The sequence below is a fragment of the Cedecea sp. P7760 genome (assembly GCF_013386425.1).
In the GTDB taxonomy this organism is placed as follows: Bacteria; Pseudomonadota; Gammaproteobacteria; order Enterobacterales; family Enterobacteriaceae; genus Cedecea; species Cedecea selenatireducens.
Map to the genome: position 1 here is coordinate 12,588 of NZ_JACARU010000047.1, position 12,993 is coordinate 25,580.

Annotated in this window: 9 protein-coding genes; 5 read left to right on the plus strand and 4 right to left on the minus strand. The window is 55.1% G+C overall.

Features of this window, described 5'->3' with window-relative positions; genetic code table 11:
* Positions 1 to 205: 205 nt before the first annotated feature.
* A complete protein-coding gene (gene ansP, locus HX778_RS16030) occupies positions 206 to 1,654 on the minus strand; it encodes an L-asparagine permease (RefSeq protein WP_061275884.1) in 1,449 nt (482 codons plus the stop codon).
* 615 nt (positions 1,655 to 2,269) lie between these two features.
* Here ansP and HX778_RS16035 point away from each other — a divergent pair.
* The 5 genes from HX778_RS16035 to HX778_RS16055 all read left to right on the plus strand — a co-directional run bounded on the left by HX778_RS16035 (position 2,270) and on the right by HX778_RS16055 (position 8,241).
* On the plus strand, positions 2,270 to 3,457 hold the full coding sequence (locus HX778_RS16035) for an efflux RND transporter periplasmic adaptor subunit (protein WP_176982511.1): 1,188 nt from the start codon (positions 2,270 to 2,272) through the stop codon (positions 3,455 to 3,457).
* The gene (locus HX778_RS16040) at positions 3,454 to 5,394 is read left to right on the plus strand and encodes a MacB family efflux pump subunit (protein ID WP_176982512.1); all 1,941 of its coding nucleotides are present in this window, start codon (positions 3,454 to 3,456) and stop codon (positions 5,392 to 5,394) included. Before HX778_RS16035 ends, HX778_RS16040 begins: the two co-directional genes overlap by 4 nt.
* Before the next feature lie 3 nt (positions 5,395 to 5,397).
* Entirely contained in the window at positions 5,398 to 6,768 is a 1,371-nt protein-coding gene (locus HX778_RS16045; protein ID WP_176982513.1) for an efflux transporter outer membrane subunit, read from the plus strand.
* 135 nt (positions 6,769 to 6,903) lie between these two features.
* A complete protein-coding gene (locus tag HX778_RS16050) occupies positions 6,904 to 7,806 on the plus strand; it encodes a DMT family transporter (protein WP_038472240.1) in 903 nt (300 codons plus the stop codon).
* An 84-nt stretch (positions 7,807 to 7,890) separates the two neighbouring features.
* Positions 7,891 to 8,241, plus strand: coding sequence for an MmcQ/YjbR family DNA-binding protein (locus HX778_RS16055; protein WP_176982514.1), 351 nt, complete (start codon positions 7,891 to 7,893; stop codon positions 8,239 to 8,241).
* Between the two features lie 55 nt (positions 8,242 to 8,296).
* Here the strand turns inward: HX778_RS16055 and HX778_RS16060 are convergent, their stop codons facing one another.
* The 3 genes from HX778_RS16060 to HX778_RS16070 all read right to left on the minus strand — a co-directional run bounded on the left by HX778_RS16060 (position 8,297) and on the right by HX778_RS16070 (position 12,975).
* The gene (locus HX778_RS16060) at positions 8,297 to 9,802 is read right to left on the minus strand and encodes a carbohydrate porin (protein ID WP_038472247.1); all 1,506 of its coding nucleotides are present in this window, start codon (positions 9,800 to 9,802) and stop codon (positions 8,297 to 8,299) included.
* A 103-nt stretch (positions 9,803 to 9,905) separates the two neighbouring features.
* Positions 9,906 to 11,297, minus strand: a complete 1,392-nt coding sequence (locus HX778_RS16065; RefSeq protein WP_176982515.1) for a PTS transporter subunit EIIC — start codon at positions 11,295 to 11,297, stop codon at positions 9,906 to 9,908.
* Positions 11,290 to 12,975 (minus strand): alpha-glucosidase, encoded by a 1,686-nt coding sequence (locus tag HX778_RS16070; protein ID WP_176982516.1) that lies wholly within the window; start codon positions 12,973 to 12,975, stop codon positions 11,290 to 11,292. The genes HX778_RS16065 and HX778_RS16070 overlap by 8 nt, the downstream gene beginning before the upstream one ends.
* Positions 12,976 to 12,993 lie beyond the last annotated feature (18 nt).

The following is a 12,993-nucleotide window of genomic DNA, read 5'->3' on the forward strand; positions in this document are numbered from 1 at the left end:
GGGAGTCGGGGGGCTCGGGGGAATGACGGTGATTCTCCCGAGACGTTCACGAGTTTGATGGCTGCATATAAAACAGGACTGGAGGTGAACGGAATGTTTGCCGTCCCTACATAATCGTGGGAATTTGTGACTAAGGGATGCCAAAGAGTGAAATCTGAGACTTGATCCCCTCTCCCCGGCGGGGAGAGGGTCAGGGTGAGGGGCACTACTCGTGGTGATCGTGAACCTGTTGGGCCACTTCATGCACGCGCTTACGTGCGCCAAACCAGCCCAGCGTCAGCAGAATCGCCAGCACCGGAATAGAGGCAATGGTGAAGGTCCCATTCGGGTAGTCCATCGCCATCAGTACCAGAACGCCGAGCAGGAACAGCAGCGTCAACCATGAGGTAAACGGCGCGCCCGGCAGCTTGAAGCTCACGTCGTCCGCTTTCCCTTCTTTAATCGCCTTGCGCAGACGAATCTGGCACAGCACGATAAACGCCCAGGAGGTGATGATGCCCAGAGACGCCATATTCAGCACAATTTCAAACACCTGGGAAGGCACCAGGTAGTTGAGGAACACGCCAAGCACGTACACGCCGCTGGTGACCAGAATCCCGGCATACGGCACCTGATTCTTGCTCATCTTCGACATGAACTGCGGCGCGGAACCGCCCATCGACATTGAACGCAGAATACGCCCGGTGCAGTACAGGCCAGAGTTCAGACTCGAGAGAGCGGCTGTCAGCACCACGATGTTCATCACGTCGCCGATGTAAGGCACGCCGAGCTTCGAGAAGAAGGTCACAAACGGGCTTTGCCCCGCCTGATAGGCGTTCCACGGCAGCAACAGCACCAGCAGCACGACGGAGCCGACATAGAACAGGCCGATACGCCAGATAACGCTGTTGATCGCCTTTGGCACCATGGTTTTCGGGTCTTTACATTCCCCGGCCGCGGTGCCGACTAATTCAATAGAGGCGAAAGCGAAGACTACGCCCTGAATCAGCACCAGCGCGGGCAGCAGGCCGTGGGGGAAGAAGCCGCCGTTATCGGTTATCAGGTGGAAGCCGGTGCTGTTGCCGTCAATCGGTTTCCCTGTGCCGAGGAAAATGGTCCCGACAATCAGGAAGGCGACGATAGCCAACACTTTGACCAGTGCAAACCAGAACTCCATTTCGGCGAACCACTTCACGCCAATCATGTTCATTGCCGCGACCACGGCCAGCGCACCGAGCGCGAAGACCCATTGCGGCACATCCCCGAACGCGCCCCAATAGTGCATGTAGAGCGCAACGGCGGTGATGTCCACGATCCCGGTCATCGCCCAGTTGACGAAGTACATCCAGCCACAAACGTAGGCGGCCTTTTCCCCGAGAAACTCACGGGTGTATGAAACGAAGCTGCCGCTGGAAGGGCGATGGATAACCAGCTCGCCCAAAGCGCGAAGGATGAAGAAAGAGAAAATACCGCAAACCAGATAGATTAACGCCAGCGCGGGCCCTGCGGCCTGCAGGCGAGCACCTGCGCCGAGGAACAGGCCGGTACCGATGGCGCCGCCGATGGCAATCATCTGCACGTGGCGGTTGCCCATTGCCTGGTGATACCCCGAGTCCTGAGAATTCAACCAGCGCCGTTTGGCGGCGCGGTGTTCCGCTTCAGTCTTTGTTTTCATTGAGATTCCTGTCTGCCTTTGAGTTAAAAAGCGCCGTCCTTTTCCGCCCGTTAATTCTGGCTGCGGGGGCCGTAAAAAAGAGGGCGAGGAATCCTGCCAGAAAATTGAATGAGAATCAAAATTACAAACTTGTCATTTTAGTGGCGGCGTTCTGTTGGTGTGACGGGCGTAACATTCCTGATATACCAGGACTCTGAGAAGGGCTGCATCATGAACATTAAATGGTCAAAAAAACGGCTCGCGGTTGCCTGCGTGCTAGCCTGCACGGCAGGGCTTTGGATGTACTCCCAGGCCTCTTCGCCAGCAACGCAAACAAAAACGGCTTTACGCGCCGGACGTTGTCGTCTTACCGCCGCAGGCGATGCAGGATGGCCGGGCGCGGCAGTACGTTTACGCTCTCGTTGCCGCGACACGAAACGCTTAAATAACGCAGAATAATCTCTCCTTGCAGGAACGAAATTAAGCGCAATGAGTCTCAGTGACGTAAACAGGTAGCCCTTTGTCCTCTTCAGGATAAAATCTAAACTGATGCGTCGTGTTTAGCTCCAGTAGAGACTGGGGCGTTCACTATGAGGCCCTGGATCACCGCTTTAATCGTTATGGAAAACCTGCACAATGCTAACGAAATTCCTCTCGCGCCGCGCCGTCGCCCTGGCCGTGGTGCTACTCACCGTTCTTATCATCGCGTTGTTCTTCTTTCTGAGAAGCCCGGATGTGCCCGACTATGTCACGGCCCCCGTGCGCAAGGGGGATATAGAAAATTCCGTCCTGGCGACCGGCCGCATCGACGCCATTGAACGCGTTAACGTCGGGGCGCAGGTTTCAGGCCAGGTCAAGTCGCTTAAAGTGAAGCTGGGCGATCACGTGACCAAAGGGCAGTCGATTGCCGACATTGATGACGTGCCGCAGCGGAACGACCTGCGTAACGCCGAAGCCGCGCTAAACGTGGTCAAAGCCGATCTGCAGGCTAAGCAAGCGCTCCTGAAACAATCTGAACTGCGATTTAAACGCCAGCGCCAGATGCTGAGTGAAGATGCCAGCTCGCGCGAAGATTTTGAATCTGCCGAGGCAACGCTTGCCACCACGCGCGCTGAATTACTGTCACTGAATGCCAAACTTGTTCAGGCGCAGATAGAGGTGGATAAGAAAAAGGTCGACCTTGGCTATACGCGAGTCCTGGCGCCGATGGACGGCATTGTTATCGCCGTTGTCACGCAGCAGGGGCAGACCGTAAACTCCAGCCAGAGCGCGCCGACCATTATTAAGCTGGCCCGTCTCGACGTCATGACCATCAAGGCGCAGATCTCTGAGGCCGATATCACCAAAATTTCTGCCGGTCAAAAAGCCCGCTTCACGATTTTCTCCGAGCCGGACAAACGCTATGACGCGACGCTGCGCACCGTTGAGCTGGCGCCGGAGTCGGTAATGAAAGATGACTCTCTTGCCGGCAGCAGCACGGCATCCGGTTCTGGCACTTCCAATGCGTCCGTCTATTACAACGCTCTGCTCGACGTTCCAAACCCAGAGAATCGTCTCCGTATAGCGATGACCGCTCAGGTCACGCTGCTAGCCGGAGAAGCCAAAGATACGCTGTTGGTGCCGATCCAGGCCGTGCGTAAAGCCGAAGAAAATAAGCAGCAGGTTCAGGTGCTCACGGCTAACGGCAAGCTGGAAACCCGGGAGGTGAAAACCGGGATTACCAACAACGTGGATATTCAGATCCTCGAGGGCTTAAACGTCGGGGAAAATGTGGTGCTGTCGCAGCCGGGTGAGAAAGCGCCTGGGGAAGGGTTTGTGCTGTGAGCAACATCATTGAGCTGAAGGGTATCAGCCGGACCTATGGCAACGGCGGCCAGGCGCTGACCGTCCTGAAAAACGTGAGTCTGGCCATCGCGGCCGGAGAAATGGTGGCCATCATTGGCGCCTCGGGTTCGGGTAAATCGACCCTGATGAACATTATGGGCTGCCTTGACGTGCCCGACCGCGGGGATTACTTCATCGGCGGGCAAAACGCCGCTCAACTTTCGCCCGATGAGCTGGCCAGGGTGCGCCGGGAACATATCGGCTTTATCTTCCAGCGCTACCATTTGATGCCCGACCTTAGCGCCCTGGGCAACGTTGAGATCCCGGCCATTTACGCCAACAGCGAGCGCGACAAACGTCGGCTGCGGGCGGCGGCTTTGCTTGGCAGGCTTGGGCTGGAAGGCCGCGAGCACCATAAGCCCGGCGAGCTTTCCGGCGGCCAGCAGCAGCGCGTGAGTATTGCCCGCTCGCTGATTAACGGTGGGGAGATAATTCTGGCGGATGAGCCGACCGGCGCGCTGGATTCTCAGTCCGGGCAGGAAGTGTTAGCCATCCTGAGCGAGCTTAACCAGCGCGGCCATACGGTGGTGATGGTGACCCACGATATGAAAGTGGCGCAGCACGCACGGCGTATTATCGAGCTGCGCGACGGCGAAATTATCGCCGATAGCGGCAGTTGCGTAACCGCCACGGAAACGCTGCCGCCGCCCAACCGTACCCGGCAAAGCCGCTGGCAAAGCTTGCTCGACCGTACGCGTGAATCGCTGCAAATGGCGCTCAAAGCGATGAACGCGCACCGTTTACGTACCACGCTAACCATGACCGGGATAATTTTCGGTATTGCCGCCGTGGTCACCGTTGTGGCGCTGGGCGAGGGGGCGAAGCAGAAGACGCTGGAGAATATTAAGGATCTGGGTACTAACGTGGTCAGCATCTATCCCGGCCGGGATTTCTTTGATGACAGCATCGAGGGCATTCGAACGCTGGTGCCGGCAGACGCTGAGGCGCTGGCGAAGCAGGGCTTTGTCGACAGCGTAAGCCCGGAGGTTAGCGCCTCAGACAACATTCGCTTTCTCGGTAAATCCGCAACCGCTTCGATCAACGGCGTCGGGCGAGATCACTTCCGCGTAAACGGCATTCAGCTTCTGCAAGGGGCTACCTTCAGGGACGATCGTAACGCGCTGCAGGAAGTGATTATCGATGAGAACGCCCGCAAAGCGCTATTCGACGACGCCGGGCTGCAGGCGCTGGGGCAAATCGTTTTTCTGGGTTCCGTTCCGGCACGCGTGGTGGGCATCGCCCAAAGTAACAACCGGAGCTACGCCCCTAACCGCATTACCGTGTGGATGCCCTACAGCACGGTGATGTACCGCATGGTAGGCAAACCGGTTTTGAGCAGCATCAGCGTCCGACTCAAAGACAATGTGGCTAACGAGGCGGCGGTAAGCGCCATTTCTCAGCTGCTAACCCAGCGCCACGGCGTGAAAGATTTCCAGCTCTATAACTTCGAACAGATCAGAAAATCTATCGAACGCACCTCGATGACCTTTAGCATTTTGATTCTGATGGTCGCCTGCATCTCGCTGATGATCGGCAGTATCGGCGTGATGAACATCATGCTGGTCTCCGTGACCGAAAGAACCCATGAAATCGGCGTACGCATGGCGGTAGGTGCGCGACGGAGCGACATCATGCAGCAGTTTATGATTGAAGCCGTACTGGTTTGCCTGATTGGCGGGGCGCTGGGCATTGCGCTTTCTTATGCCGCAGGCGCGTTATTTACCGCCCTGGCGGGCGGAATGTTCACGGCTATTTATTCGTGGCAGGCCGCTGCCGCCGCGTTCTGTTGTTCAACATTAATCGGCATGATCTTCGGTTATCTCCCCGCCCGCAAAGCGGCAAGGATGGACCCGGTCGTTTCACTGGCCAGCGAGTAACCTATGAAAATTTTATCACCTTTGGCTTTATGCCTTGCCGCCGCGTTCAGCGCAGGCTGCGCAAATACGCTTAAAAGCGACTATCACGCGCCCGAAGTGAGCTATCCCGCCAGCTGGAACAAGAGCGAGCCGGTCGGAGACATTGCCCCGTTTGACTGGAAAGCGTTTAACGATCCCCAGCTCGATAACTGGCTGCGCCAGGTCATGGCAAGCAATAACGACGTGGCTATCGCCGTGCTGCGCGTGTACCGGGCGCGACTGGACGCGGAAAGAGTTGGTATCACCAACGATCCTGGGCTAAAAGGTTCGCTGGGCGTAGACGGAAAAACCCCGCTGAATAACTCGTCCGGCTGGACAAAAGGCAGCTCTGCCAGCCTCAGCACCAGCTATGAGCTGGATCTCTGGGGGAAAATAGCCCGCCAGCGCGATGCGGCGGAGTGGGTAAGTCATGCCAGCGAAGAAGATTTACGCGCCGCACGCCTGACGCTGCTTTCAGAGGCCAGCAATAATTACTGGCGCATCGGCTTTGTGAACCAACAAATCGACGTGCTCCAGCAGAGCATCGGCTATGCAAAAGAGACGCTGCGTCTGGCGGAGGCTCGCTATCGTGCAGGTGGAGCTTCAGCCCTGGATGTCGTTGATGCTCAACAAAGCCTGCTGGCGCAGGAAAATCGACTCACCGGGCTGCAGCGGGACCGCCTGCTGGGGCTTAACCAACAGGCAGTATTGCTCGGTACCGCGCCGGGCAGCGCTGTTGTGGAGCCAAGAAAACTGCCAAAAGGAACCCTGCCGCAGGTTAACGCGAACATTCCTGCCAGCGTGCTGATGCATCGGCCTGATATCAGCGCGCAAGAGTGGCGGGTGCGTGAAGCGCTGGCCAATGTTGATATCCGGCGTACCGAATACTATCCCGCGTTCAGCCTGACGGGATCTCTTGGCACCGGCAGTAGCTCGCTGCTGAACGTGCTGCATAACCCAATCGGTTCCGTTGGCGCGAGCCTGACGCTACCGTTCCTCGAGTGGCGGCAGCGGGGCGTGGAGGTGAAAATCGCCCGCAACGATTACGAACAGCGAGTGCTGGCGTTTAAACAGTCGCTTTATAAAGCAATGAGCAGCATTGAAGACGAACTATCCCTGCGCAATCAGCTGCTGGCGCAGGAATTAAGGCTCCGGGAGGGGCTGGAGCTTGCGCGTAAGTCAGAGCGGCTGAATGAAGTGCGCTACCGTCAGGGGGCTGCGCGTATTTCATTCTGGCTCGATGCCCAGGAAAAACGTCGCCAGGCGGAACTGTTGCTGGATGAAAATCGCTTTAATCAGTTCCAGAATCTGGCAAAAATTTATCTCGAGTTTGGCGGGTCGTCTAAATTCCCCTAAATCTTGCTAACTCATTCTCCACAAACAGAAAACGGTTTTTCTTTCTCTGGCGCTCGTTTAAAGTCTGGCTGGCTTAACGTGTTTAAGCGAACAAAATGATAAACGAGCGCTTATTTTATGGGGAAGGGTGAAGGCATGCGTGTGTCAGATTATATCAGGCTGTTATTTCTTGCCGCGGTGTGGGGAGCCAGCTTCCTTTTTATGAAAATAGCGGCGCCGGAGTTCGGGGCGGTAAACACGGCCTTTTTAAGGGTATTTTTTGGTTTTGTAGGGCTGGCGGTGATTCTTTTCACCCTTAGGTCTTCTTTTCGCTTTGAAGGAAAATTCCGTTCGGCGCTTATTTTAGGCGCGATTAACTCCGGGCTGCCTTTCTTTATGTATTGCCTGGCCGCAAAATGGCTACCGGCCGGATACTCCGCTATTTTAAACGCAACCACGCCGCTAATGGGCGCCATTATTGGGTTCTCTTTCTTTGGTGAAAAATTAACGGCACGAAAATGGCTGGGCGTAGTGCTGGGCCTGGCGGGGATTATGGTGATTACCTCGGTCGGTGACGCACAGTCAAACGAGGACAAAATTGCCGGGATTATTGCCTGCCTGGTAGCCACGAGCTGCTACGGCGTGGCGGGCTTTTTAACCCGCCGCTGGATCTCCAACAAGGGCGGACTTGACCCTAAAATCGTCGCTTTCGGCAGCCAAATTGGTGCCACGCTTTTCCTGCTGCCGTTCTTTGCCTGGAGCGTGGCGACGGGGCCTTCAATCAACTGGCTGCAGGGCAATGTCTGGTTCAGCGTGCTGGGCCTGGGTATTCTGTGCACCGCCGTGGCCTATATTTTCTATTTCCGTTTAATTGCCGATATCGGGCCATTACGCAGCCTCACTGTGACCTTTTTAATTCCACCGTTTGGCGTGCTGTGGGGATATCTCATTTTGCATGAAACCATCAGCGAAGCGTTTATTATCGGCGCGGTGATTGTTTGTTTCTCCGTCTGGCTGGTGATAAGCCCGGACAAGAAAATGCTTGCCGTAAAAAGTTAAGCCGGCACCCGGCAACGAATAATTGTAGTTATACTAGCCGCGAGCCCGGATAAGGTTTCCGGGTTACGCGGTTAAGGAAAAACGATGAAACGAGAAGCGCTGTTCGCTGCGGTGTTTGACAAGTATCAGGTCGAGCCGGACTATCCGTGGGACAAGTTTAAGGACTACGCCGTGCTGCGGCACCGCTACAAGCGCAAATGGTTTGGCGTGGTGCTGAGCATTTCATCCGCAAAACTGGGGCTGGAAAGCGATGAGATCGTCGATATTCTCAACGTAAAAGTGATGCCTGGCGCCGTAGGCTCACTGAGAATGCAGCCGGGTATTTTACCCGCTTACCATATGAACAAAGAACATTGGGTGACGGTGCTAATTGACAAGGTGCCGGATGAACTGATCCTGGGCCTTATCGATGAAAGCTTTGGCCTGACGCGCTAATCGTTTCGTGCCCCGAATGCCAAAAGAGACCACGGCATCCGGGGAACCCTTTAACTCAGAACCAGGTTTCCAACTGCGTACCGAACATTAGCGAGCCACCGCTGTGATAGCCTGAATTGCCGAAGGTATCGGTCAAGGAATAGTTATCCAGATTTTTGTCCCAGTTCATCCAGCTGACGAAGAAACGGATCTCCGGGCGCTCGAAGAAGTCGGTGACGTTCTGCATTTTAAAGGTCGGCGCGAAGGTCAGCTTGTAGAAGCTGCCGGATACCGGCTTATTGCCGTTGAAGCCCTTCGGGTCGATGTCCATATACTGATAGCTGGCCTCGTACTGCAGGGCAAAGTTCTGATTAACCTCCTGGATCAGCCGTGAGTTGAGTGTCACCCAGTCATAGTGGTCGGATTCGATGTAGCGACTGTTGCTGCTTTGCGCCACCAATAGCGGGGCGATGCTCATTCGGTCGCTCAACTGGGTTATGCCGTAGGTGGCAAATTTCACTGTCCATGCATCGTCGATCAGATAGCCATCCGATCCCGGCCCCCGCACTTCAGCCCCCAGCGCTTTGCCGTAAAGCAGCACGGTTTTGGTCGAACCTTTATTGAGACCGTAGAAACTGTCGCCGTGCCACGCTAACATGGTATTGAAGCCGTGCGAGGCGGCATTATCCTTTGCCAGGCCATCGTTGATCCGCTTGTCATTTTCCTTAGAATAGAGGCCGTTCAGCATCCACTGCCAGTTGCCGATGCGGTTGTTCAGCGAGAGGGTGTAATTCTGGATAAAGGTATTCTCCGCGCCGGTCATGTTGTTGTATTCAACGTTCTCCATTGCATCTATATCGTTGAAGTTACGCCCATACACAGCCAGGTTGGTTTTAACATCGCCGAAGAACTTCACATCGTAAATCCCCGCACCGGTGCCGACCAGGTTCATCATATCCGAGTCCAGCCAGTGGATATCGAAGTTATCACGGTCCTCTCGCTTGCCCGCCCACAGCGTTGACCCGCTAAACGCACCGGTGAAGGCAGGGAGGTTGCTCATCTCTACAAACGCCTGGCGCAGATTCATCTGGCCGTTAAACGCGCTGTCGGTGTTGTAGGTTTTGTCCCATTCGGCAATTTTCATGTAGTAGCGGAAGCTCGAGTCGTTGGCGTAATGGCGTTTATAGTCGAAGTCGGCGGTGACGTAGGTGTCGGCCTCGTTGCCCAGGCGACCAACGCTGCCGCCAGTGCTGCCCGCCGGCGTCAGTGATGGACCGACGGTGGTGGTGGTGCCTTGTTTTCCGCTCAGGATGCCGGTGCGGGCGTAGCCGCCAAATTTAATTTCGGTATCGTCATTAATAATATCGCTCTTGCTGTTTTTATTTTTTAATTCTGCGTCGCTGGCTCTTTTCTCCGCTACGGCAATTTTATTTTCGGCCAGCGTTAATTTATTTTGTGAAAGCTTAAGTTCCGCCTCCACTTTTTCCAGTCTGGCGTTAATTTCTGCCAGGGTTAATTCCGCTGCATGCGCAGGTAAAGCACAGGCCAGGGTACAGAAAGTTAGAAATGTTATTTTCATCATTAATACCTGTGATCGCCCCTGCTCTGAATAGATATACTCAGGGCATACGGGTGTCCTTAATAAGGTGAAACATGCTTTTACAGTACAGGGTTTACTGTATTATTTATCTTTTTTTATTATCCACGTTGACCAACAACAGCGTGCAGATAAAGGCAAAGACTGCAACGGCCACGCCGACGGTGATATAGGTAATAAACTGATAGCGATCGTACAAATACATCAGCGGTGACAGCAGCACCGCCAGCCCATAGGCGTTGGCTTTAATTGAAAGTAGGGAGAGCACCATGCCGCCCAGCGCCGAGCTGCACAGCATTACGGCAATCGCCCGCATACCGGACTGCATGACGATACCGAACAGCGCAGGTTCCGAAACGCCCAGCAGCTGGGTAACGGTTGCCGAGATCCCGGCGGTCTTAAACGCTACGTTTTTCGACTTCAGGGAAATAGCCAGGCACACGGCGGCATTGGCGAAACCGTACATCGCGCAGACGGTAATCAGCGGGTTGAAGCCGGTACCGGCGATCAGCGAGGTCTCAATCATAATGAACATATGATGCATCCCGGTCATCACCGCAATTGGATAAATAAAGCCGATCAGCAGGCCGCCGATACCGGCAGGCAGCGCGAGGAACTGCTGGATAGCCATCACCGCATAGTGCTCAAAGCCGTGAACCAGCGGGCCGAGCGCCAGCAGCGCAATTGCCACGGCGCAGAGGATCACCAGGAACGGGGTGAAGATCAGATCCATCGAGTCAGGCATAATCCGACGGAAAATCTTCTCCAGCTTCGCTCCGATAATGCCGGTGATAAGCGCGGTCAGGATCGATCCCTGATAGCCGACCAGTGGAATAAAATCGAAGAGATAGATCGGCTGCGCATTGCCGTAAGCCACCGAATAGGCGTTAGGCAGGGCGGGGGAAACCAGCATCAGCCCGATCAGAAAACCGATAATCGGCGTGCCGCCAAACTTCTTAAACGCCGACCAGCAGATAAACGCCGCCAGGAAAGCAAAGGCCGTATCGCACAGCACGGTCATCAGGGTGGTCACCGACGCCGGCAGGGCGAGGGTGCTGGCGCCAAACGTCGCCAGCACCGTATCGTTAAACAGCACGCCCTTCAGCCCAAGGAACAGGCCCGTTGCACCCAGCACCGGCACGATCGGCACAAACACATCCGAGAGGTGGCGAATTCCCGCCTGTAACGAGCTGCTGCCCTGGCGGCTCATTTCATCCTTGCTGACTTCGCTGATATTAAACGCCTGCATAAACTCGGCGTAAACTTTATTCACAATCCCGGTTCCGAGAATCACCTGATACTGCCCTGAGTTAAAAAACACGCCTTTCACTTCATCGACGTTTCTTATTTTCTCATCTTCTATCAGGCCGCGATCTTTTACCTGTAATCGCAGGCGGGTAGCACAGTGGGTGGCGGAAATAATATTTTCCCGGCCAATGATATTCACCAGTTCAACGGCAATGTTTTTATATTTATTCATGTTGGGTTGTTCCCTTGATAAGAATGCTTTGATAAGGCTCTAATGATGAACTGAGCTGCGGATAGTTATTAACGATAATATCGCCCTCCGGTATTTTATAATAAACCGTGTGGTTACTGAGGTTAGTGACAGAAGTAAAGTATTCACTCGCCGTGCGGCGTTGATAGCTGATGATTTCCGGCGAGGCGGTTTCCAGCGGGATAAAATCACCGTAGATCAATGTGTCAGGATAATCATTGTTGCGCAGGCGAATAAGCTGCTGGTAAAAGGCAAAGACTGAATGCGCATCCTGCTGCTGTGCGGCGGCGTTAATCAGCGCGTCCTCTGCCGACAGCGCCAGCCAGGGTTTCGCCCCCTGATTAAATCCGCTGTTCACCGTGTTGTCCCACGGGAACGGTGTGCGCGAGTTGTCACGCGAGCGGTGATTGACGAACGCCAGCGACTGCCGCGCGGAGAAGCCTTCCGCCAGCGCGCGATGATAGTTATCAATGCTGGAAATATCGTCGAATTCGCTGATATCGCTGCGGCAGAAGTTAGCCATGCCCAGTTCCTGCCCCTGATAGATGTACGGCGTGCCGCGCAGGAAGAAGTACATTGCCGCCAGGCACTTGGCACCAGTCGCATTCTGGTAATCGGGGTGAACCAGTTTCGACAGCGCTCGCGGCTGGTCGTGATTCTCGATAAAGCTGGTGCCCCAGCCGCACTGCGCAAAGGCGTTCTGGCTGTCGAACAGCGCCTCGCGGAACTCGGCCACCGTCCAGTCGCGGCGGCGGAACCACTCCGAGCCGTTTTCCACATCAATATCCGCCGCGTGGAAGTCAAAAATCATATCGAAGTAGCCGTTTTCGCCGATAAACTGGCCGTACTCCGCATAGGGAACGCCCGGCGCTTCGCCGACGGTGACGCAGGCATATTTATCAAAGGTGTTTTCCTTCAGCTCGTTCAGAAACACGTCAATGCCGGGGCGGTTGCGCGCCTTGCTTTTGATCGACCCCAGCCCGTCAACGCCGTCGACCGGCACGGAGGCGTAGTCGGCATCTTTCTTGATAAAGGTAATCGCATCCACGCGGAATCCGGCCACGCCTTTCTCCAGCCACCAGTTAATCATTCGGTAAATCGCCTCGCGCATCTGCGGATTTTCCCAGTTCAGGTCAGGCTGCTTTTTATGGAACACGTGCAGGTAATACGTCTCTTCCCCCGGCACTTTTTCCCACGCGCTGCCGCCGAAAATCGAGCGCCAGTTATTCGGCGGCAGGCCGTTGACCGCCGGGCGGAACAGATAATAATCGCGATAGGGGGAATCCGCATCGGCCAGCGCCTGCTGGAACCACTGATGCTCATCGCTGGTGTGATTCACCACCAGATCGATCATGATTTTAATCCCCAGCACTGCGGCTTTGTCGATCAGCGTATCCACATCGCGCATCTCGCCGAACTCCGGGTTCACCGCGTAGTAATCGGCGATGTCATAGCCGTTATCGGCCATCGGCGACAGATAAAACGGCGAAATCCACAACATAGTCACGCCCAGCGACTGCAGGTAGGGCAGCTTTTCGATAATCCCCGGCAGATCGCCAATCCCGTCGTTATTACTGTCCTTAAAGCTCCTTGGATAGATTTGGTAAATCACGGATTCTTTCCACCAGGCGTTATCCTGGCCTGCTTGCTGCTTTAACATGTCCACCTCTGTGATGTG

Bases quoted from the DNA above. Each gene is read 5' to 3' on its own strand.
- HX778_RS16050 (WP_038472240.1), top strand. From the start codon at position 6,904: ATGCGTGTGTCAGATTATATCAGGCTGTTATTTCTTGCCGCGGTGTGG.
- ansP (WP_061275884.1), bottom strand. From the start codon at position 1,654: ATGAAAACAAAGACTGAAGCGGAACACCGCGCCGCCAAACGGCGCTGG.
- HX778_RS16060 (WP_038472247.1), bottom strand. From the start codon at position 9,802: ATGATGAAAATAACATTTCTAACTTTCTGTACCCTGGCCTGTGCTTTA.
- HX778_RS16035 (WP_176982511.1), top strand. From the start codon at position 2,270: ATGCTAACGAAATTCCTCTCGCGCCGCGCCGTCGCCCTGGCCGTGGTG.
- HX778_RS16055 (WP_176982514.1), top strand. From the start codon at position 7,891: ATGAAACGAGAAGCGCTGTTCGCTGCGGTGTTTGACAAGTATCAGGTC.
- HX778_RS16045 (WP_176982513.1), top strand. From the start codon at position 5,398: ATGAAAATTTTATCACCTTTGGCTTTATGCCTTGCCGCCGCGTTCAGC.
- HX778_RS16065 (WP_176982515.1), bottom strand. From the start codon at position 11,297: ATGAATAAATATAAAAACATTGCCGTTGAACTGGTGAATATCATTGGC.
- HX778_RS16070 (WP_176982516.1), bottom strand. From the start codon at position 12,975: ATGTTAAAGCAGCAAGCAGGCCAGGATAACGCCTGGTGGAAAGAATCC.